Source organism: Salinicola corii (assembly GCF_008298015.1).
GTDB lineage: Bacteria > Pseudomonadota > Gammaproteobacteria > Pseudomonadales > Halomonadaceae > Salinicola > Salinicola corii.
In genome coordinates this window covers 623,706-644,106 of record NZ_VTPX01000001.1, presented here as the reverse complement: position 1 = coordinate 644,106, position 20,401 = coordinate 623,706, and the positions used below count along the sequence as shown (strand labels likewise).

Sequence of the window (20,401 nt, the reverse complement as noted above, 5' to 3'; positions counted from 1 at the left end):
CGCCCGCTTTTTTGCATTCGCTTCCAGGCTCGTCGCGCCCTGTCTCTATCCGGCTCAACGCCACAGCGCGCCGACCGGCGTCTCCCAGTCGTAGTGGTAGAGAATCTGCGCCTGGAGCAGCTCTGCCGTCGCCAGCGAATCGATCAGTGCATGATGGCCAGTGTAGGCAGGAAGATGGTAGCGCTGTCGGCTCTCGTGCAGGCGAATCGACGCCATCGGTCGCCCCGCCCAACGACGCAGCCTCGCCCACCAGGATTGCCGGTGAATCCGTGCTTCCAGCGACATGGTGTCGATCATCGGCATCAGCAGGCCATCACCCAGCCGCTCGCGTATCGCGGCATCGAGGAACGCCCGTTCCAACTGGCGATAGTGCACGACGACCAGCCGGCCGGCGAGCGAGGCCAACAGGTCATCGATGATCGCCGAGAAGTCGGGAGCGTCCGCCACCTCAGCATGGGTAATGTGGTGAAAAGCGACCGACTCGCCGCTCAGCTTGCGGCGCGGTGACAGTACCCAGTAGCGGCCGTCGGCCGGCCGGATTCGGGACAGGGTGAAAGGCATCACCCCGACACTGACGATGTCGTGACGGCTGCTATCCAGACCGGTGGTCTCGAAGTCCATCGCCACCAGCGGCGCCTCGCCGATTGGGGTATCGGGGTCCAGCGTTCCCCCGGCGAAGAAGCTGACCAACCGGGGTTCACGAGCCTGCTGCGCGCGCGAGGCCATGTAGTCCGGCCAGGTCGGCGGGTTCTGCCCTCTCGTGCCGGGACGTAACGTCATCGGCGGCTCCGCTGCGAAGCCTGGCTGTCAGGGCCTCCTGAGGAGGACGCGCCCGTTTGGGAGGAACCCGACTTGGACGGCATGGTGTAACGGAAGGACAGAAATTTCTGGGCGTTGCTGATCGCCTCGAAGGCGTCCTTCAGATGGTGCCGCTCCCGGCTACCGATGTTCTCCGGATCGACGCTATTGTCGGGTTCGGCACTCCGCTCGATCGCATCGGCCTGATGGCGAATACGTACCATCGACATGAACTCGAAGGCGTAGCGCAGACGCTCGGTGACACCATCAGCCAGTAGTTTGGTCTGGGCAATGTCATCGAGTCGGGCAAAGCTGTTCTGCGCCTTGGAGCCGCAGGCCAGCGCATGCACGCGAACCAGGTCGGTCAGCGGCGCGGTGCCTCGGCGCTTGAGGTTGATCGACTTGCGATGTTCGCCATCCTGCTCCATGACGAACTGGCGAAAGAATCCCAGCGGAGGCGTGCGATTCTTGGCGTTGCGCGCCAACGCCGCCAGAAAGACCGGTCGCTGCGGTGCCAGATCGGCGATCAGATCCTGTAACGCTTCGACCATGGGTGTCTCGCCATGCACGGGCGCGAGATCGAAGAATATCGAACTGTGCAGCAGCCGTTCGCCGTTGGGTTCGTTCATCCACTCGGTAAAGTATTCCTTCCAGACCTGCAACGGCTGGCGCCAGCGGGGGTTGGTCGCCATGACATCGCCCTTGCAATAGGCGTAACCGCAAGCGGCGAGACCGTCGCAGACGAAACTGGCCAGGGCTTCGAAATACTCTCCGTGCCGAACCGGGTCGTAGCGATCGTCGAACACCAGCGCGTTGTCCTGATCCGCGTTGATGGTCGGCTCCTCCCGTGCCATCGAGCCCAGCACCATGAAACAGTAGGGTACCGGTGCCGGTCCCAACTCGGCTTCCGCCAGTTCGATCAGACGCTGCGTGAACGCCCGCCCGATCGTCGCCAGCGCCCGGCAGACCATCTCGGAGTTGGCACCGTCGGAGACCATGCGCACGAACCCCGTGCGAACCTCCGGCGCCAGCCGTGCCAGTTGCTCGGGCGTGTTCTGAACGAAGATGTTGTTGACCAGAAACAGGCTGCTGTGAGTCTCGTGGCGGACGATGTCTGAGAGGTGGAGCACGCCGACCGGCTGACGACGGTGTAGTACCGGCAGGTGATGAACCTGATTGCGCAACATGCATAGCATCGCTTCGTAGACCGATTCATCGGACTGGATAACGATGACTTTCCGCGACATGACATCGCCCACCGGGGTCTGGGCCGACTTACCCTCCGCCAGCACGCGTGTGCAGAAATCGCGATCGGTCAGAATGCCGTTGAGCTGCCAGTGTCGGCCGTCGGGGCCGGTGAAGGTATAGGCGGACTGGGTCTCGGTGACATCAACCACCAGCACGCAGGTGGCGTTAGCATCGCGCATCTGCCATGCCGCCTGCTGCAGGGACATGGAGGCTTCGACCATCTGCGGCTGTCGATTGATCAGCTTGCGCACCCGGGTCGTCATCAGGCCGCTATCGTCGCGCTGTTGCTCCACCGTTACCTTGAGACGTTGGCCACCGGTCTCCACGAACTCGGCAAAGTCGTCGTCCTCGTCGCAGATCGTCTCGAAGACATCGCCGGGGATGAAATAGATCAGCGTGTCCTCGATAGCGCTGACCGGGTAGCGCACCCGGCGGTTGCTGCGCAGCAGGTCCGAGTAGCCGAAGATGTCGCCCTCGCTCAGACGGTTGAAAAGCCGGCCGCTGCGCTGGTACATCTCCACCGCCCCGCTGCGAATGTACCACAGCGATTCGATCGGTTGGTCCTTGACCAGCAGCTCGCTGCCGGCCTGGAAATAGCGGATTTCGACTTCGCCGGCGATACGGTCGAGCAGCGCATCGGGAAGATCGTCGAACGGCGCGAACTGCGCCATGTGGCCACGGATATCCAACTGCTCAACGTTCATGCGCCTCTCCCCGTCGCGAGCTCTCATTGTCGAAGCGCCGGAAGATGGCGTCAACGACGACCTGACCGCTATCCGGTTGATCTATCGATGGAAACGTCGAGGATGTCGACCGAGAGGAGGATGACGCCTGCCGTCCCGCCCCCCCACGAGGCCGGGAGCCCAGGATCAGCGGCCGCCAGTGGCGGATTGCCTCAGGCGCTGTCGGCCCGGGTGAGCGGTGTGGGGTGCTTGCCCTCGACCCAGCCCAGGCTGCCGCTATCGGTCGGCTTGAACCAGTCGAGACGCGAGGCCAATTCGACCACGCTGCCGACGACGATCAGCGTCGGCGGCCGGGGCTGGTGTCGGGCGAGGCTGTCCGGAAGCCGCGCCAGCGTCCCCAGATGCACACGCTGGTTGGCGGTGGTGCCCTGCTCGATCAGCGCCAGCGGCGTGGCCGCGTCCAGCCCGTGTGCCACCAGGCGTTCGCGAATCAGCGCCAGCGCACCCAGGCCCATGTAGAAGACCAGGGTCTGGCCGCCCCGTGCCAGCGCCGGCCAGTCGAGATCGCAACTGCCGTTCTTGAGATGACCGGTGACGAAACGCACCGACTGGGCATGATCGCGATGGGTCAACGGCAGGCCGGCATAGGCGGCGCAGCCGGAGGCCGCGGTGATCCCCGGCACGACATCGAATTCGACCCCGGCGGCGACCAGCGTCTCGAGTTCTTCCCCGCCGCGGCCGAAGATGAACGGATCACCGCCCTTCAGCCGAACCACCCGGTTGCCCGCCCTGGCCCAATCGACCAGCGCCTGGTTGATGCCTTCCTGGGGCACACTGTGCCGGGAGCGCGCCTTGCCGACGTAGAAACGCCTGGCATCGGGCCTCACCAGGGCCAGGATCTCCTGGCTGACCAGCCGGTCGTGGATGACGATATCCGCCTGCTGCAGCTGCCTCAGGGCTTTCAGCGTCAGCAGCTCAGGGTCCCCAGGGCCGGCCCCGACCAGCGAGACGTGGCCGCGCCGCCAGTTGCCCGGCGCCAGCCCCTCCGCGCTCTCGGTAACGCCCTGGGTCGTCACCCGTGGCGGCAGACGCACGCTGCAAAGCGCCGGATGCGACGGTACGAAAACCGCCACGCCAGCCTCGCGAGCGTACTGCGCCAGAAGCGCGTCGCGCGCCACGTCGCCACTGGCGACCACCCACAACTGACTCGCAGCGGGGCGCGGAGGATCATCGGCCCGAATCGCCCAATCCTGCCCCTCGCACAACCCACGCAGTCCCGGCATCACCGAATCGGCATGCAGCGTCAGGCGCGGCGCGAGTCCGGCGAACTGGCGAGCCAGCGTCAGGGCCTCGCAGCCACCACCAAACAGGTGGAGATCAAGCGCAGCCGGATCGTATTGCAGGGTCAGGGATTCGGTCACGATGAAAACGCCGGTTGAGAACACAAAGAAAGGAGTGTCTTTAGAACAAACAACCAGATTCAGCTTGGCTCTTATATCGAAAGTGTAAAGAGCCAACGCCGTCACTCCAAGAAACGCTTTCTTGCATGGTTATAACCAAACGATCCCTCGCTCCATTTCGCTCGGGGTCGTTCGGTGCGGTGCGAAACCCGACATCAATCGGCGTTGATACGGGTCACGCCGCCCATGTAGGGCACCAGCACCGCCGGCAGGTCCACGCTGCCATCGGCGTTCTGGTAGTTTTCCAGCACCGCCAGCAGGCAGCGCCCCACCGCCAGTCCGGAGCCGTTCAGCGTGTGCACCAGTTGCGGCTTCTTCTGCTCGGGGCTGCGGAAGCGCGCCTGCATCCGCCGCGCCTGGAAATCCTCGCAGTTGGAGACCGAGGAGATCTCGCGATAGGTCTGCTGGCTCGGCAGCCACACTTCCAGGTCATAGGTCTTGGTGGCGCTGGCGCCCATGTCGCCGGTACACAGGGTCACCACACGATACGGCAGTTCGAGCGCCTGCAGGATCGCCTCGGCGTGGCCACGCATCGCCTCCAGCGCCTCGTAGCTGGTCCTGGGGTCGACCACCTGCACCATCTCGACCTTGTCGAACTGATGCTGGCGAATCATGCCCCGCGTGTCGCGACCGTAGGCACCCGCCTCGCTCCGAAAGCACGGCGTATGGGCGGTCAGCTTCAGCGGCAGCGCGGCGTGATCGAGGATCTCGTCGCGCACGAAGTTGGTCAGCGGCACCTCGGCGGTGGGAATCAGGTAGTAGTCGCTGTCGGCGAGCTTGAACAGATCCTCGCCGAACTTGGGCAACTGACCCGTCCCGGTCAGCGTCTCGGCATTGACCATGTAGGGCACGTAGCACTCTTCATAGCCATGATCACGAGTCTGCGTATCGAGCATGAACTGCGCCAGCGCCCGATGCAGCCGGGCGATCGGCCCGCGCATCACGGCAAAACGCGAGCCGGTCAGCTTGGTCGCCATCTCGAAGTCGAGATAGCCGAACCGGGCCCCGAGATCGACGTGATCGCGCACCTCGAAGCCGAACTCGCGGGGAGCGCCCCAGCGGTGCAGTTCGACGTTGTCGCCCTCGTCCTTCCCTTCGGGAACATCTTCATTGGGCAGATTGGGCAAACCGGCCACCATCTCGTCCCACGCCTGCTGCACCTCGCCGAGCTCGCGCTTGGCAGCGTCGAGATCGTCGCCGAGCTGGCCCACCTCCGCCAGCAGTGGCTGAATGTCCTCGCCGGCGGCCTTGGCCTTGCCGATCGATTTGGAGCGCACGTTGCGCTCGTTCTGCAATTGCTCGGTCCGCGTCTGCAGCTCGCGACGGCGGGACTCGAGCGACTCAAGCTGCGCGGTGTCGAGAGTGAAGCCCCGCAGGGCCAGGCGCTGGGCGACGAACTGCGGATCGCTGCGCAACAGCTTGGGATCGAGCATGACGAAATTCCGTTGGTTGAAATCGAAGACCGTGACGACAGGAATCGACCGAAGACGCACGACGACAGACGAACGTGTTGATGGTCATTCTTTGCGAAGGGAATATTGTAGGGAAAACCCCACCCCGGCACCATGCGCCACCGGGGATTCGTGTCACAACTCCGCCTGGCACGCTAAACTGTTCCACCCCGGCGCCCATGGCGCCACGGACCGGTTCCCGCCATCCCCGCGGCGCCGGGAATCGACAATCTGTCGGATGGGTCCCCATCCGATGAAGGCCGCCTGACCGGCCCGACGTGATGGCTTGATGCATGACAATGATGACACGCCTTGACCCGACCAGCGCCGAACTGACGCTGCCCGAGCGCTATCGCCGCTTCCTCGCCGAGCTGGCCGCGGCCGGCTTCCGTGGCGACATCGCCGATGACGCGGCCAACCGCATCGTGCTGGCCACCGACAACTCGATCTACCAGCGCCAGCCAGCGGCCGTTATTTATCCCCGCGACGCCGCCGATCTCCAGCGGATCGCCCGGCTCATGGCGCAGGCGGCGTATCGCGACGTCGTGCTCGCGCCCCGGGGCGGCGGCACCGGCACCAACGGCCAGTCGCTGACCGACGGCCTGGTGGTGGACGTCTCCCGCTACATGAACCGGATCGTCGAGATCGACGTCGAGAACCGCCGCGTGCGCGTCCAGGCCGGCGTGGTCAAGGATCAGTTGAACGCTGCGCTCCGGCCCCACGGGCTGTTCTTCGCGCCGGAGCTCTCCACCTCCAACCGCGCCACGATCGGCGGCATGATCTCCACCGACGCCAGCGGCCAGGGCAGCTGCGAGTACGGCAAGACGCGCAACCACGTGCTGGCGCTGGAGGTGGTGCTGCCCGGCGGCGAGCGACTCGAGAGCCAACCGCTGGACAACGCGGCCCTGACCGCCATGTGCCAGCGCGATGATCGGGTCGGCGAGATCCATCGCGCGGTCAGCGGCATCGCCGAGACCGAGCGCGAGCGAATCGATGCCATCTTCCCGCCGCTCAATCGCTGTCTGACCGGCTACGACCTGGCCCATCTCACCGACGACCAGGGGCGCTTCGATCTCAATAGCGTCCTGTGCGGCTCGGAGGGCTCGCTGGCGCTGCTCAACGAGGCCACGCTCAACGTGCTGCCGTTGCCCCGGCATTCGACCCTGGTCAACGTGCGCTACGCCGGTTTCATGGAGGCGCTGCGCGACGCCAAGGCGCTGATGGCCGTGAGCAATCCGACCTCGATCGAGACGATCGACGACCGCGTGCTGACGCTGGCCATGGAGGATTTCGTCTGGGACAGCGTGGCGGCGTTCTTCCCCGCCGTCGTCGGTGCAAACGGCGAGCGTGGGACGCCGATTCGCGGGATCAACCTGGTCGAGTTCAACGACGACGATCCGGCTCGACTGGCCGATAGGGTGCGGGTCTTCACCGATCATCTGGGCTCGGACGCCAGCGTCGAGCGGCTCGGTTACACCCTGGCCGAGGGCCGCCCGCAGATCGGCCGGGTCTACGCCATGCGTAAACGTGCGGTGGGGCTGCTCGGCAATGCCAATGGCGAGAAGCGCCCGATCCCGTTCGTGGAGGACACGGCGGTGCCGCCGGAAAGCCTGGCCGACTATATCGCCGAGTTCCGCCAGCTGCTGGATGCCCGCGGCCTGGAATACGGCATGTTCGGCCACGTCGATGCCGGCGTGCTCCATGTGCGCCCGGCGATCGACATAAAGGACCCAAACCAGGCACGGCTGATCCGCGAGATCTCCGATCAGGTCGCGGCACTCACCCAGCGCTACGGCGGGCTGCTGTGGGGCGAACACGGCAAGGGCGTCCGCTCCGAGTACTCGCCGCGCTTCTTCGGCGAGCTCTACCCCGCGCTGCAGCGGGTCAAGGCGGCCTTCGATCCGTTCAACCAGTTCAATCCGGGCAAGATCGCGACACCGCTTGTTATCCCCCCCGATGACGCGGGAAAGACGTCTTTTCCCAGCCCGCCCGAAGCCGCGGGCAAGGCGGAAGATACCATCACGCACTCCGCAGTGCCGGGAGCCAGGTCAGGCGAGATCGGTATCGTCGACGGCCACGATCCCGGGCTGCTGGCGATCGACGGCGTCACCACCCGGGGCGAGCTGGATCGCCAGATCGACGAGCGGGTGTGGCAGGAGAACGCCAGCGCGGTCTACTGCAACGGCAACGGCGCCTGCTACAACTACGATCCCGCCGATGCCATGTGCCCTTCCTGGAAGGCGACCCGCGAGCGGGTGCACTCGCCCAAGGGCCGCGCCAGCCTGATGCGCGAGTGGCTACGCCGCCAGGGCAACGCCGGCGTCGACGTGCTCGAGGTGGCGCGGGAGCAGCGTCAGGCCGGCTTCAGTCACTGGCTCACTGCCCTGCCCGGCAAGTTCAAGCGCTCGCTGGCGAAACGCCGCGGAGAAGAGGACTTCTCCCACGAGGTCTACGACGCCATGGCCGGCTGCCTGGCGTGCAAGTCCTGCGCCGGCCAGTGTCCGATCAAGGTCGACGTGCCGGACTTTCGCTCGCGCTTTCTGGAGAGCTACCACAGCCGCTACGCGCGGCCGCTACGCGACTACCTGATCGGCGGGCTGGAGTTCGTGGTGCCGCATCTGCAGCCGGTGGCACCGCTCTACAACGCGCTGCTCGACAATCGCCTGATCGATCGCTTCCTGGCGCGACGCCTGGGCATCGTCGACAGTCCGAGACTGTCACGCGCCAGCCTCGGGAAGGTGCTCGATGCCTGGGGCGTTGCCGAGGCCACGCCGCTGACGCTAGGCAGGCTGACCGACGCCCAGAGAAGCCGCAGCGTGGTGCTGGTGCAGGACGCCTTCACCAGCCATTTCGAATCGCGGCTGGTGATGGACGTGGTCGAGCTGCTGTCGCGGCTCGATATCCGGGTCTTCGTCGCCCCCTTCCAGCCCAACGGCAAGCCGCTGCACGTGCAGGGATTTCTCGGCCGCTTCGGGCGGGTCGCGGAGAAGCAGGCCGCCCGGCTCCAGGCGCTGTCGCGTTTCGGCGTGCCGCTGGTGGGCATCGATCCGGCGATGACGCTCACCTACCGCCAGGAGTACGTCAAGACCCTGGGGCCACAGGCGGTGCCGGAGGTACTGTTGCTGCAGGAGTGGCTGCTGTCGCTGGGACCGTCGATCCTGCCCCAGGGCTGGAACAGCGGGCGCATCGAGCAGCCCGACCCGGGCTATCGCCTGCTGAGCCACTGCACCGAGAAGACCAACGCGCCGGGCAGCCCCAGGGGCTGGCAGCAGCTGTTCGAGCGCTTCGGCCTCTCGCTGGGCCTGGTCGACACCGGCTGCTGCGGCATGTCGGGCACCTATGGCCACGAGGCGCGCCATCGCCGGACCTCGGAGACGATCTACGACCTCTCCTGGCGCGAACCGGTAGAGGACGATGCCAACGCGGGCCGGCTGCTGGCGACGGGCTACTCCTGTCGCAGCCAGGTCAAGCGGCTCTCCGATCAGGCGCTGCCACACCCGCTGCAGGCGCTATTGAGATGGATCAAGGTCACGGACGTGGCCATGCATTGAGTGGACAACCGGGGCTGCGGGAACCCCGGCCCCACCTTACAGCCCCCCAATCACTATTGGTTTTCGCTCACCAGGAGCCCGCCTCATGTCCGACACGCTTCACCTCGTCTGCCCCCACTGCCACGCGGTCAACCGGGTTGCCAGTACGCGCCTGGGCGATGCCCCGAACTGCGGTCGCTGTCACAACCTGCTGTTCACCGGCGAACCGCTGGCACTGGACTCCGCCAACTTCGACCGCCACCTGACGCGCAGCGATCTTCCGCTGCTGGTCGATTTCTGGGCCGACTGGTGCGGCCCCTGCAAGGCGATGGCGCCGGGATTCGCCAAGGCCGCGGGCGAGCTCGAGCCCCACCTCCGCCTGGCCAAGCTGGATACCGAAGCGGCCACCGATATCGCATCGCGCTTCGGCATCCGCAGCATTCCGACGCTGATCCTGTTCCGCGGCGGCCGCGAGATCGCGCGCCAGGCCGGCGCCATGGGGCAGTCGGACATCGTCGCCTGGACTCGGCGACAACTCGCCACACCCTGAAATCTGTCCGCCTCACGATTCGGCATTGCATCCATGCGGTGCCGCCGCTAGTCTGCGCGCCTTTTGCCACGCACCGGAGAGACCGCATGGAAAACGCCGCTCTTGCCCTGACCGGCATCGGCCTGCTGGCGCTGGGCTGCCAATGGCTCGCCTGGCAGATCCGGGTGCCGGCCATCCTGCCGCTGCTGATCGCCGGTATCGCCGCCGGGCCGATCACCGGGGTGCTCGATCCGGATGCGGTGCTCGGCGATCTGCTGTTCCCGCTGGTCTCCCTGGCAGTCGCGGTGATTCTGTTCGAGGGCGCCTTGACCCTCGATTTCCGGGAGCTGCGGGGCCACGGCCGCACCGTCAGCCGACTGGTGACCTGGGGCGCATTGATCACCGCGCTGCTGGCCATCGTGGCCGCGCACCTGATCCTCGGGCTCTCCTGGGAGATGGCCAGCGTGCTGGGCGCGCTGCTGGTCGTGACCGGACCGACGGTGGTCCTGCCGCTGCTGCAGTCGCTGCGCGCCCGCGAGCACGTCAGCCAGATCCTGCGCTGGGAAGGCATCCTGATCGATCCGATCGGTGCCATCGGCGCGGTCCTCGTCTATGAGTTCGTCGCCCTGGGACTCTCCAATGGCGCAGCGACCCATACCTTGGTGAGCTTTGCCCAGACCGCGGTGATCGGCTTCGGCCTGGGGACGGCGGGCGGCTATCTGTGGGGCAGTGTGCTGCGCCACTACTGGCTGCCGCAACGCCTGCACAGCTTCGGCACCCTGATGATCATGCTGACGCTGTTCACCGCCTCGAACCTGCTGTTCCACGAGTCCGGCCTGCTGACCGTCACCGTCATGGGGGTGTGGATGGCCAACATGCGGGGCGTGCCGACCCAGCCGATTCTGGAGTTCAAGGAGACGCTGTCGATCCTGCTGATTTCGGGGCTGTTCATTCTGCTGGCAGCGCGCTTGAGTCTCGAGCAGTTGGGGCTGCTGTCGTGGGAGGCGTGGGCGTTCCTGGCGGTCCTGGTGTGGGTGGCGCGACCGCTGGCGGTGTGGGTCTGTACCTGGGGCAGTTCGCTCAACTGGCGGGAGAAGGCGCTGCTGGCCTGGCTCTCTCCCCGCGGTATCGTCGCCGCGGCGGTGGCCTCGCTGTTCGCGATCCGACTCGAGGCGCTGGAGGTGCCGGGTGCGGAGCTGCTGGTCCCGATCACCTTCCTGGTGATCATCAGCACCGTCGTGGTACAGAGCCTGTTCTCGCGTCCGCTGGCCCGGTTTCTGAAGGTGGACGCGCCGACGGCGTCGGGCTTTCTGATCATCGGTGCCAACCCGGTGGCACGGGCCTTCGGCAGCGCCCTGCAGGAAGCCGGCTTCGCGGTGCGACTGTGCGATCACAACTGGGATGCAATCCAGGAGGCACGGATGGCCAGCCTCCCGACCTACTACGGCAACCCGCTGTCGGAGCATGCCGCCCAGCATCTGGGGCTGACGGGCATCGGCCATCTGCTGCCGCTGTCGCCCTACCGCGAGCTCAACAATCTTGCCGCACTGCACTTCGAACACATTCTCGGTCACGGCAAGGTCTTTCGGCTGGCGGTGGAATCCTCCCGCAACGCCCGTCGTCATCACCAACAGGCGCTGGCTCACCTGCCGCTGCTGTTCGACGGGCACACCACCTTCACTCGCCTATCCAGCCTGATCGGTCAGGGCGCGGTGATGCGCCACGCCAGGATCAGCGACAACTTCGACATCGAGGATTACCGCCGCATCCACCAGGACCGGCTGCTGACGCTGTTCACGCTCTCCGCCAGCGGTCGCATCCGCATCGCCACCTCGGCCAGGCCGCTCAACCCCAAAGCCGGCGACACGCTGATCAGCCTGATCTTCCCCGACTCGCCCGAATTCTGACCGCCCCAGCCCGGCGGATGCCTGGAAGCGACCCTTTCTCCCCGCCAACGTGAAGCGCCGCCCCCCTTTTCATGGAGAGCGGCGCTCGAACGCCAGCGACGTCGCCGCCTGCGGCTAGAAAAACATCCGGCGCAGCGCGCTACCGGGCTCTTCCTCGCGCATGAACGCCTCGCCCACCAGGAAGGCGTTGACGTCGAACTCCCGCATCCGCTCGACATCGTCACGACTGTGGATGCCGGACTCGGTGACGACCGTGACCCCCTGGGGGATCCGCTTCAGCAGTTCGAAGGTGGTGTCCAGCGAGGTTTCGAACGTACGCAGGTCGCGGTTGTTGATCCCCACCAGCGGCAGATCGAGCATCAGCGCCCGTTCGAGCTCAAAGATATCGTGAACCTCGACCAGCACGTCCATGCCCAGCGCCGTCGCCTGCTGGTAGAGATCCTTGAGCTGCTCGTCGCTCAGCGCTGCCACGATCAGCAGGATGCAGTCCGCACCGATGCCCCTGGCTTCCGCTACCTGGTAGCCGTCGATGATGAAGTCCTTGCGAATCACCGGCAAGTCGCAGGCGTTCCGGGCGGCGATCAGGTACTCCTCGTGCCCCTGGAAGTAGTCGGCATCCGTCAATACCGAAAGACAGCTGGCGCCGGCCGCGGCATAGTCGGCCGCAATCTCCGCGGGTCGAAAGTCTTCACGGATGACGCCCTTGGAGGGCGAGGCCTTCTTGATCTCGGCGATGACGGCGGGGTCGCCGCCCTCGATACAGGCATCGAGCGCGGCCACGAAACCTCGGGGCGCGGCCTGGGACTTCGCCCGCTCGAGCCACGCCTGCTCGCTGACGACAGGGCGACGCTCGGCAATCTCTTCGCGCTTGCGCGTCAGTATCTTGGCCAGGATGGTCGGCAGTTCACTATCGGCGACATCGGTCATGTAGCGGTTCCTGTTGGGCTTGTTCGGCGAGAACTCACTCGGCGAAGATACGCGTGAAATCGGAAAGCTCCTTGAGCTTTTCCAGCGGAAGTTTGGAAGCCTGGGCGTCCTGGGCCATCAACACGCCCTCTTTCAGCGAATCGGCGATACCGGCGGCAAACAGCGCCGCACCCGCGTTGAGCGCGACGATATCGCCGGCCACGCCCTTGCCCACCAGCGCCTCCTTGACCAGCTTGAGGCTGTCCTCGGCGGTCACGACCTTCAGCGGTTCGAGCGATTGACGCTCAATGCCCAGCGACTCGGGAGTGATCGTGTAGTCATGGATCTCGCCGTCGCGAAGTTCGGCCACCCGCGTCGGCGCCGCCACCGAGATTTCGTCCAGGCCATCCTCGGCATGCACGACCAGCACGTGCCGGCTACCCAGCTTGCGCAAAGATTCCGCCACCAGCGGCACGAGACGGGGCGCATAGACACCCAGCAGCTGGTTGGGGGCGCCCGCCGGATTGGTCAACGGCCCGAGGATATTGAAGACCGTGCGCACTCCCATCTCCCTGCGCGGGCCGATGGCGTGACGCATCGCCTGATGGTGACGCGGCGCGAACATGAAACCGACGCCGACCTGTTCGATACAGCGCGCAATGGTCGCGGCGTCGAGATCGAGATAGATACCCGCGACGTCGAAAAGGTCCGCGCTGCCGGCGGAGGACGAGACGCCGCGGTTGCCGTGCTTGGCGACATGGCCGCCGGCAGCCGCGACGACGAAACTCGATGCGGTGGAGACGTTGAAAAGGTTGGCGCCATCGCCGCCGGTACCGACGATATCGACGACGTTGTCGCAGTCGATCGATACCGGCTGCATCAGCTCGCGCATGACCTGCGCCGCCGCCGTGATCTCGTCGGCGGTTTCGCCTTTCATCGCCAGCCCGATCAGGAAGCCGCCGATCTGCGCTTCGGTGGCCTCCCCCGTCATGATCGCCTGCATGACGGCGTGAGTCTCCTCGTAGCTGAGGTCCTGGCGACGCATGACCGCGCCAATGGCATCCCGCATTTGCATGTTGGCTCCTCGCCTTTTCCAGTTAGCCGCGCCGTTTGAGGAAATTCGCCAGCAGCTCGTGACCTTGGCGAGACAGAATGGATTCGGGGTGAAACTGCACCCCTTCGATATCCAACGTCTTGTGCTTCAAGCCCATGATCAGTCCCGGCGTCGGATCGTCGTCGTCGACCCAGGCCGTGACTTCGAGGCAGTCGGGTAACGTCTCGGCAGCCACCACCAGCGAATGATACCGGGTCACCTCGAGCGGGTCCTCGAGTCCTTCGAAAACCCCTTCACTGCGGTGACGAACGCGGGACGTCTTGCCATGCATCACCTGCGGCGCGCGTACCACATCCCCCCCATAGACCTGACCGATGGCCTGGTGCCCCAGGCAGACACCCAGTATCGGAATCTTGCCGGCAAAGTGGCGGATCGCGTCCATCGCTATCCCGGCTTCATTGGGCGTGCACGGACCAGGCGACACCACCAGATGTGTCGGTGCGTGCTGCTCGAGACCGGCGATGTCCGTCTCGTCGTTGCGCACGGTCACTACATCCGCCCCCAACTCTCCCAAGTACTGGACGATGTTGAAGGTAAAGCTGTCGTAATTGTCGATCATGAGGACCGATTGGCGCATAACTATTTGACTCCATTAGGGTTGTCTGTGACGATGTGCCGGATTTACTCACATCCTGACTCACATCGGTGTTTGCAACCCTCAAGGCGGAAACAAAAATGCCGCCTCAACGGGCGGCATGATACAGACACACGAAAGCCGCCTCTCAGTGGAGGCGCCAGCTTTTGATCGAGGCAATCGGTGCGGTAGTCATGCCGCTATAGTGCGTTTCGGCCGTTGGGGTGTCAAGATCACGACGCTTGCGCCCAGGCCTTGGCCAGCCATGCGTCAATCTCGCTCTCACGCCACAACGCACGGCCGTGAACCATGCGCCGATCCGGGAACGTGCCATCCTTGATCTGCACGTAGATCCAAGACTTGCCGTGGCCCACTTTGTCCTCGACCGACTTAAGCGGAATCAGGCGATCCCCCTTGATGATGATTGGTTCGTTCATCCCAACCTCCAGGCATAAAAAAACCGCTTTCGCGGCGTGTGGTTCGGTGTGGTGTGGTCTACAGATGCTGATCGAAGTTGTCGGCATCCTCCATCGCTCGCATTTGCTGATCAATCAGGCTCAAGCGCTCGTGCTTCTCGTCCTCGAGCTCAGCGTTGCGCCTGGCCAGCGCCTCGAACGCTTCATCCTCTTCGGGCGTGACCGGTAGTTGATTCGCCATAGCGGGCTCCAAAACAGAAACGCCGGCGGCGGCCGGCGTGTGGTGAATGGTGGTGGTCATGGGGTCGCCTCACTTGGCATGCTCGGATCAGCCTCCCCACCCAGCCACTCGAGCAGGCTGGCGATGACCTTCGACATTGCATCGCTCCACAGCGCAAAGTCAGTTTCGAGCCGAACGGCGGGATCGTCGCCGTCATCCGCCTGACTGGCTTCATCCAGCAGTGCATCGTCGAACTGCAGCCCCTTGATGCTCAGATCGTCGTGAAGCTGGAACCGGGCCAGGCCTTCGATGCCGATACCCATCTTTGCGGCCAGGCGCCCGTTCTCAAGCAGCGACTGCATTTCCTCGCTGTCGAGATCGACAGATTTGGCCCGCAGCACGCCTTCGTCTTCTGTGGCGCGTAACTCGACCTGGTCGCCCAGCAGCAGAGTCGCCGGGCGACTGCCGGGATCGCTCAACCACTGCGTCATGCCACGCGACGGCGGCGTCTTCGTTACCAGTGGCGTCACCTTCAGCGAACCCAGCGTCTGCCGCAACAGATCTAGCGCTTCTTCGGCCGCCTTCCGGCTGCCGGCATTGATGCCGATAATGCGGTTTGCGGTGTCCCACCAAAGCTCGAAGCGCTTCGTGGTCGTGAATGCCTGCGGCAGTAGCTCTTCCAGCACCTGCTCCTTGAGTAGCTGACGCTCTCGGCGGGAGAGCGGTTGACCTTCGGCGGCTTCGCGGGCCTCCACTCGTTCTGCGACCTCCTCATTGATCACCGCCGCGGGCAGTAGGCGCTCCTGCTTTAGCATCGTCAGCAGCATGTGCCGCTGGATCTCGTGGGAAAGCGCTTCGCTCCGTTTACCGGCCGGTGGCGCCCAGCCGACACGGCGAGCTTCGCGAGGCGACACGGGGCGAAACCGGAGTTCGGCGAGCGCTTCTTCGAATGGCACGGTGTCGAGAAGCACGTCCTGGTCGTGGACGCGGTAGAGATGAAAAGCTTTGGGGAACATAATTTGTCTCCAGAAACGAGAAAGGCCGCCTTGAGAGGCGGCCTGGTTAAAAATCAGTGTTGCGAGGGCTTTAAGGACAATGATCCACGGTAAAGGAGCCCATCGGAGTTTCGTCCTGGTAGAGCGTTGTGTACTCCAACTTACCACCCGACGAAATGAAATCCTTGGTTTCCGGCTCCATGCATGCCGCTGAACCCAAGAGGCGCGCGAACTTCTCTTCGGCGCCCTCGCCTTGACCCGCCATTTTCTGCTCAAGCATTTTTTTCGTGATTGGAAAACGAGCGGTCATTTTCATGGTGGCTCCCTCGACATCCATATCCTGCGCTTGGATACCAGGTCCAATCATCTTCGGTAGGTCGCCCGCTTCTTGATCGAAGAGCTGCTGAGCGTATTCGCACGTCGTGACACCCTTATTCATCATCTGGCAGTCGTCTGCAAAGGCCATAGTCGGTAGCAGCATGATGGATAGTGCCAACGCGATCTGTTTTGGCATCTCGCCCTCCTTGAATGTGAATTTGCTTAGATAACGTACTTGACGGCCCATACCGCCACAATCGTCAATCACCTACACGCTAAGTCATGCGCAGGTGAACATGTCGCGCTGGCGTTGCTGTTGGATCACCCGCGGCGAGAGCCAGAGGCATTCGGTTCGGTTAACGCCACCGCGCTGGCCAGAGACGGAAACCTCTTTTTGAACCAGCGACCAGCCGGTGAGAATGTCGCGGTACATCTCGCAGTCGTAGCCGGATAGCACCACGAAGCCATGTAGCGTCTGGAGTGTGGCGAGCAGCTCTTGGTGGGCGGTCTCGTCCATCTCGTGGCGGTAAACGATCCGATGGCCTTTCTGTCGGGTCGACGCGACATAGGGCGGGTCTACGTAGTGCAGCGCGCGGTGGCGATCATGCTGCCACATGACGTCCAGCGCCGGCCGGCTCTCGATCACTACTCCCTGCAACCTGTCGACGTAGCTGTCGATGACCCGGGGGTAGTCGAGCCAGGTGCCGGCTATCCGTCCCTTGGGTCCGTCTTCTCCGGTATAGGTGCGGAAGCCACTCGAACCAGCAGTCGCCGATGCCGAACCGAAGCCAGCTGAGGCTCGAAATAGCGTCCGACGGGCTCGCTCTACTGGCTCAGCCGTCGGTTGGTAGGCCAACTCGAACTCCGCCCGGGCGTAGGGTGTCAGCCGGCAGGCCTTGGCGAGCTGCTGCGCTCGCCAGGGATCTCGCAGCACGCGAAATACATTCACAACATCCTCGTCCAAGTCGTTGTAGACCTCGTGCCGTGATGGCGGCATCTGCAGCAGCACCCCGGCAGCGCCGCCGTAGGGCTCGACGTAGACGTCGAACTCGGACGCAGGCGGGAACTGAGACATGATCCAGCGCGCCATCCTCCACTTGCCGCCGTGGTAGCGCATGATCGGGCTATCCATGAGTGGGCCCTCGGTAACGGGGCCGATCAGTGAACGGCCGCGCGTGGTGGTTGATGAATGGCGAGACCGGCAGCGACGTTGCGCACCCAGATCGGCGTGGAGCCGAGCGCGAATGTCTCGCCGCTCCATGCCAGCAGCAACGTCGTGCCCATGACACCGGCGATTGCCTCGGCGGCGTCACGCGGTACGGCATTGCCGATGCGCTCACGCCAGGCGCTATCGCTAAGCCCGGACAGTTCCAGATATTCGTGGGGATCGATCAGGCTCTGCAGTGCGGCCAGTTCAAGCGTGGTGAACGGCCGGTGCCATGTGCCATCGAGCGAGCGAATCACGGCGATCAGCTTCTCGTTTGGCTCCGGTAGTCGTGGATCGGCGACCGACCAACGGCCGTTGTCATGGCCGGCGGCCGCCGACACGGCACCGCTGGGGCTGGCCCACGGCACAACGCCGTAATGCCCCGCGGTCAGGTAGTTGTCGCCACGCTCTCGCTGCATGCCGGGGCGAGGGTCGGCTACCGTTAAGCCGCCGGCAGTCGGGCCGGTACCGCCTGTGATCGACGGGCTATGCTGATCCCACCTGGCAATGCGATAGACGTTGTTGTGGCGCACACCTGCGAGTCGAGGATCGGCGACGCTGAAAACGCCCTGACCTGGACTTCGCTGTCCGGTGACAACGCCACTGTGACGGTCCCAGTGCTGGACGCCGTACTGAGTGAATGCCAGATGTTGGGGCGGTCGCGGGTCGGCGATTGCGTAGGCGCCTTGGCCGGGCGACTGCTGTCCAGCAATGGCCCCAGTCGGTCCATCCCAGCGGCGGACGCCGTATGCCTGGCCGTCTCGCCATGCTGCTGACTGATCAAACCGCGGATCCGCGACCGAGAAGTTCCCATTTCCTGGGCGGCTAGCGCCTGCCACTGTTCCGGCGGTGTCACGCCAACCGTTCACGCCGAGATAGCCGTTGTTACGGTCCTCCGGCACGATCAGATAATCGCGCAGGTGACTGTCTTCGACGGCGAGCTTGTTGAGCGATCGCCAATCGCTGCCGGCCTCGACGAATGCGAGCCGCACCCACGTTTTCCATTGCAGGCGCGGCACGCGGTGCATCGGCCCAGCCAGCTCATCGCCGGGTAACGGCATCTCGCCCAGCACCTCGCCGACTGAGCGAAGCGGGCGCTTGATCGGTTCGTAGAGGAACGGCGGCACTTTCTCCTGGTGACGTGCGACGAGCAGAAAGCGCTTCCGAGACTGCGCCAGTCCCCCGATCTCGCCGCAGTCGTGCGTCGTCTCGGCCACGGCATAGCCGTAGTGCTCGAGCATGGCCACGATCTTGTCCAGCAGCGGCCGCCCCCGGTTCGCGATGCGCGGCACGTTTTCGAAGATGATCAGCTCGGGCGGATCGTCTGCGAACGCCTCGAGCGTCAACCACATGCCGCGAAGCGTCAGGCGGTTGAGCGCCTGGTATTTCGGCGTGCTGCTGCGTGACTGAGAAAGCAGACCAGAGAAGCCCTTGCACGGAGCGGACAGGAAAACGATATGCGGCCGCTCGTTTCCGGCGGCCGCATGAATGTCTGCAGGTGTTATCTCGCGCCAGCCAGGCGGTGGCTCGGCGCCGTGGAATGTGTGGTATTGGTCCCGATCGAACAGATCCATGACTGTGCCGGGCGTACCGGTCAGACGCTGGAAGTCGGCAATCGCGCCAGCATCGACGTCGATACCGCCGATGCATCGAAAGCGGGCCTGCATGTTGCCGACCCGGGCGTTGCCGCGGTTGAAGCCAGCAGCGCCGCCGCCCAAACCGCAGAAGAGGTGGAAGTGGCGAATCTCGCGGTGTTCGGTCATGGGTGCTCCAGAACGAAAAAGGCCACCCGAGTGGGTGGCCTTGATAAGTGAGGTCAGTTGTAGACTCTTTGAATTAACTGCCTGGGCGCCAGTAGCTCGACTTGATTGAAACAGGACCTTTAACAGAGCCGTATTTCGCCTTCAGCAAACCGATGCAATTGCAACGCGGGTGTATCCCATCATCAACGAGCATCGCGACGAACCTATCAAGAGACGGGTGTTTCTTTGAGTACCCTGCTCTCGCGGCTGAGAAGACTGAGCGGTCGAACCACGCCTTAGCGATCACTTCCCATCTCGCCATCTCGGCCTCACTGTTTTCTCCAGTCATCTCGGACCAAGCAATACTCTTTTTTCGCTCCCGCTCTTGGTGATTGTCCGGCACGATTCCACGATCGACCGCTAATGCATCAAGGTTCCGGTGAACCCTGCGATGCTCCTTGACATCATCTCGTGAGTCAGTTGAGAAGGTCATGGAACACAAGGAGCACCTAGCAACTCCATACGAATACGGATCCGCCTCTGCCAACCCATCGATTAAATTTCGATAAGTACTATTGATAGAGTGGTAGCTTGACATACGAGCTATTTGAAATGCAGCAGCATCAAGATGCTGCATATAACTCATGGTAGGAGTGTCTTTCGAAGATTTCCGAGCCTGAGATTTTATCTGCTCGATGTAAGCGTAAACTTCAGAAGTGCTTGTAAAAGTGGGCATGTAGCCTCCGACGATTTCCCTTTCATCCACTAGAAAGAGATCATGTGTGATTTCGTTGGGTATTTCAGTTTGATAGCTGGTTTGCCGTAGTGGATGGCAGGCGTCTACCCACGCCCTGAGAAAAGTATATCACACTTCTCAAGCAGCCAGCTTTCGCCGACGCTGCACGCGCTCGCCGGTGGCAACCCTGATGCGCGTGCCGTTGCGGCGGGCGCGCTCGCGGATATTGTGCGGCATGGCCGCGATGCGGCGGTAGATGGTGTCCTTGTGGACGGGATTCCCGAGCGCCGTGAGCTTTTCGGCTATCTGGCGTGGCGTCATCAACTCGCACTCGAGCATGTCGACGATCTTGCGATCCAGCTTTGACCAGTCCGGTGATCGCCAATGGCGTCGGCATGACGAGACACCGATCCGCTGAGCAGCGCCTCGGACGCTTTTCACGCTTCTTCCCAGCTCGGCGGCGATGCTGGCGTACTGCCGGTTGTCGCGCATGATGGCCTTCTCGACCAGGTCGTATTCCGCCCGCGTCCACGGGCGGTAGTTCTCGCGGGGTTTGCATGTGGCCAT

Annotated in this window: 18 protein-coding genes; 3 read left to right on the top strand and 15 right to left on the bottom strand. The window is 63.9% G+C overall.

Features of this window, described 5'->3' with window-relative positions; translation table 11 throughout:
* Positions 1–54: 54 nt before the first annotated feature.
* The 4 genes from F0A16_RS03000 to serS all read right to left on the bottom strand — a co-directional run bounded on the left by F0A16_RS03000 (position 55) and on the right by serS (position 5,622).
* Positions 55–780, bottom strand: a complete 726-nt coding sequence (locus F0A16_RS03000; protein WP_149433890.1) for a 3'-5' exonuclease — start codon at positions 778–780, stop codon at positions 55–57.
* Positions 777–2,750 carry a DUF294 nucleotidyltransferase-like domain-containing protein gene (locus tag F0A16_RS02995; protein ID WP_149433889.1) on the bottom strand — a complete coding sequence of 658 codons (1,974 nt, stop codon included), beginning with the start codon at positions 2,748–2,750 and terminating at the stop codon, positions 777–779. The genes F0A16_RS03000 and F0A16_RS02995 overlap by 4 nt, the downstream gene beginning before the upstream one ends.
* 191 nt (positions 2,751–2,941) lie before the next feature.
* Entirely contained in the window at positions 2,942–4,150 is a 1,209-nt protein-coding gene (gene cobA / locus F0A16_RS02990) for a uroporphyrinogen-III C-methyltransferase (protein ID WP_420853056.1), read from the bottom strand.
* 194 nt (positions 4,151–4,344) lie between these two features.
* Entirely contained in the window at positions 4,345–5,622 is a 1,278-nt protein-coding gene (gene serS, locus F0A16_RS02985) for a serine--tRNA ligase (RefSeq protein WP_149433888.1), read from the bottom strand.
* A gap of 317 nt (positions 5,623–5,939) precedes the next feature.
* Between serS and F0A16_RS02980 the strand changes: the two genes are divergently transcribed.
* The 3 genes from F0A16_RS02980 to F0A16_RS02970 all read left to right on the top strand — a co-directional run bounded on the left by F0A16_RS02980 (position 5,940) and on the right by F0A16_RS02970 (position 11,606).
* The gene (locus F0A16_RS02980) at positions 5,940–9,191 is read left to right on the top strand and encodes an FAD-binding and (Fe-S)-binding domain-containing protein (RefSeq protein ID WP_149433887.1); all 3,252 of its coding nucleotides are present in this window, start codon (positions 5,940–5,942) and stop codon (positions 9,189–9,191) included.
* An 85-nt stretch (positions 9,192–9,276) separates the two neighbouring features.
* Positions 9,277–9,720 carry a thioredoxin TrxC gene (gene trxC / locus F0A16_RS02975; protein ID WP_149433886.1) on the top strand — a complete coding sequence of 148 codons (444 nt, stop codon included), beginning with the start codon at positions 9,277–9,279 and terminating at the stop codon, positions 9,718–9,720.
* Between the two features lie 86 nt (positions 9,721–9,806).
* A complete protein-coding gene (locus F0A16_RS02970; protein ID WP_149433885.1) occupies positions 9,807–11,606 on the top strand; it encodes a cation:proton antiporter in 1,800 nt (599 codons plus the stop codon).
* A gap of 114 nt (positions 11,607–11,720) precedes the next feature.
* On the opposite strand, the gene trpC is transcribed toward F0A16_RS02970, so the two are convergent.
* The 11 genes from trpC to F0A16_RS02915 form a co-directional block, all read right to left on the bottom strand.
* Positions 11,721–12,533, bottom strand: coding sequence for an indole-3-glycerol phosphate synthase TrpC (gene trpC / locus F0A16_RS02965; RefSeq protein ID WP_149433884.1), 813 nt, complete (start codon positions 12,531–12,533; stop codon positions 11,721–11,723).
* A gap of 34 nt (positions 12,534–12,567) precedes the next feature.
* Complete coding sequence (trpD, locus tag F0A16_RS02960) at positions 12,568–13,587, bottom strand: anthranilate phosphoribosyltransferase (protein ID WP_149433883.1); 1,020 nt, start codon at positions 13,585–13,587, stop codon at positions 12,568–12,570.
* 22 nt (positions 13,588–13,609) lie between these two features.
* A complete protein-coding gene (locus tag F0A16_RS02955; RefSeq protein WP_149433882.1) occupies positions 13,610–14,203 on the bottom strand; it encodes an anthranilate synthase component II in 594 nt (197 codons plus the stop codon).
* Between the two features lie 230 nt (positions 14,204–14,433).
* On the bottom strand, positions 14,434–14,637 hold the full coding sequence (locus F0A16_RS02950; protein WP_223119690.1) for a helix-turn-helix transcriptional regulator: 204 nt from the start codon (positions 14,635–14,637) through the stop codon (positions 14,434–14,436).
* Positions 14,638–14,695: 58 nt separating this feature from the next.
* Positions 14,696–14,917: a hypothetical protein gene (locus F0A16_RS02945; RefSeq protein WP_149433881.1), complete on the bottom strand. Its 222-nt coding sequence runs from the start codon at positions 14,915–14,917 to the stop codon at positions 14,696–14,698.
* Positions 14,914–15,852: a recombination-associated protein RdgC gene (locus tag F0A16_RS02940; protein ID WP_149433880.1), complete on the bottom strand. Its 939-nt coding sequence runs from the start codon at positions 15,850–15,852 to the stop codon at positions 14,914–14,916. Before F0A16_RS02940 ends, F0A16_RS02945 begins: the two co-directional genes overlap by 4 nt.
* Positions 15,853–15,922: 70 nt before the next feature.
* Complete coding sequence (locus tag F0A16_RS02935) at positions 15,923–16,345, bottom strand: hypothetical protein (RefSeq protein ID WP_149433879.1); 423 nt, start codon at positions 16,343–16,345, stop codon at positions 15,923–15,925.
* An 84-nt stretch (positions 16,346–16,429) separates the two neighbouring features.
* Positions 16,430–17,281 carry a DNA adenine methylase gene (locus F0A16_RS02930; RefSeq protein ID WP_149433878.1) on the bottom strand — a complete coding sequence of 284 codons (852 nt, stop codon included), beginning with the start codon at positions 17,279–17,281 and terminating at the stop codon, positions 16,430–16,432.
* A 26-nt stretch (positions 17,282–17,307) separates the two neighbouring features.
* The gene (locus tag F0A16_RS02925; RefSeq protein WP_149433877.1) at positions 17,308–19,119 is read right to left on the bottom strand and encodes a DNA cytosine methyltransferase; all 1,812 of its coding nucleotides are present in this window, start codon (positions 19,117–19,119) and stop codon (positions 17,308–17,310) included.
* A 73-nt stretch (positions 19,120–19,192) separates the two neighbouring features.
* A complete protein-coding gene (locus tag F0A16_RS02920; protein ID WP_149433876.1) occupies positions 19,193–19,834 on the bottom strand; it encodes a C2H2-type zinc finger protein in 642 nt (213 codons plus the stop codon).
* Positions 19,835–19,972: 138 nt separating this feature from the next.
* The gene (locus tag F0A16_RS02915; protein WP_149433875.1) at positions 19,973–20,401 is read right to left on the bottom strand and encodes a hypothetical protein; all 429 of its coding nucleotides are present in this window, start codon (positions 20,399–20,401) and stop codon (positions 19,973–19,975) included.

What these genes read in the sequence shown, in the direction of transcription:
- F0A16_RS02980 (WP_149433887.1), top strand. Translation starts at nt 5,940, where the DNA reads ATGATGACACGCCTTGACCCGACCAGCGCCGAACTGACGCTGCCCGAG.
- trpC (WP_149433884.1), bottom strand. Translation starts at nt 12,533, where the DNA reads ATGACCGATGTCGCCGATAGTGAACTGCCGACCATCCTGGCCAAGATA.
- serS (WP_149433888.1), bottom strand. Translation starts at nt 5,622, where the DNA reads ATGCTCGATCCCAAGCTGTTGCGCAGCGATCCGCAGTTCGTCGCCCAG.
- F0A16_RS02925 (WP_149433877.1), bottom strand. Translation starts at nt 19,119, where the DNA reads ATGACCGAACACCGCGAGATTCGCCACTTCCACCTCTTCTGCGGTTTG.
- F0A16_RS02945 (WP_149433881.1), bottom strand. Translation starts at nt 14,917, where the DNA reads ATGACCACCACCATTCACCACACGCCGGCCGCCGCCGGCGTTTCTGTT.
- F0A16_RS02995 (WP_149433889.1), bottom strand. Translation starts at nt 2,750, where the DNA reads ATGAACGTTGAGCAGTTGGATATCCGTGGCCACATGGCGCAGTTCGCG.
- F0A16_RS02935 (WP_149433879.1), bottom strand. Translation starts at nt 16,345, where the DNA reads ATGCCAAAACAGATCGCGTTGGCACTATCCATCATGCTGCTACCGACT.
- F0A16_RS02950 (WP_223119690.1), bottom strand. Translation starts at nt 14,637, where the DNA reads ATGAACGAACCAATCATCATCAAGGGGGATCGCCTGATTCCGCTTAAG.
- F0A16_RS02930 (WP_149433878.1), bottom strand. Translation starts at nt 17,281, where the DNA reads ATGGATAGCCCGATCATGCGCTACCACGGCGGCAAGTGGAGGATGGCG.
- F0A16_RS02940 (WP_149433880.1), bottom strand. Translation starts at nt 15,852, where the DNA reads ATGTTCCCCAAAGCTTTTCATCTCTACCGCGTCCACGACCAGGACGTG.
- F0A16_RS02970 (WP_149433885.1), top strand. Translation starts at nt 9,807, where the DNA reads ATGGAAAACGCCGCTCTTGCCCTGACCGGCATCGGCCTGCTGGCGCTG.
- F0A16_RS02920 (WP_149433876.1), bottom strand. Translation starts at nt 19,834, where the DNA reads ATGCCCACTTTTACAAGCACTTCTGAAGTTTACGCTTACATCGAGCAG.
- F0A16_RS02915 (WP_149433875.1), bottom strand. Translation starts at nt 20,401, where the DNA reads ATGGCCACATGCAAACCCCGCGAGAACTACCGCCCGTGGACGCGGGCG.
- trpD (WP_149433883.1), bottom strand. Translation starts at nt 13,587, where the DNA reads ATGCAAATGCGGGATGCCATTGGCGCGGTCATGCGTCGCCAGGACCTC.
- F0A16_RS03000 (WP_149433890.1), bottom strand. Translation starts at nt 780, where the DNA reads ATGACGTTACGTCCCGGCACGAGAGGGCAGAACCCGCCGACCTGGCCG.
- trxC (WP_149433886.1), top strand. Translation starts at nt 9,277, where the DNA reads ATGTCCGACACGCTTCACCTCGTCTGCCCCCACTGCCACGCGGTCAAC.
- F0A16_RS02955 (WP_149433882.1), bottom strand. Translation starts at nt 14,203, where the DNA reads ATGCGCCAATCGGTCCTCATGATCGACAATTACGACAGCTTTACCTTC.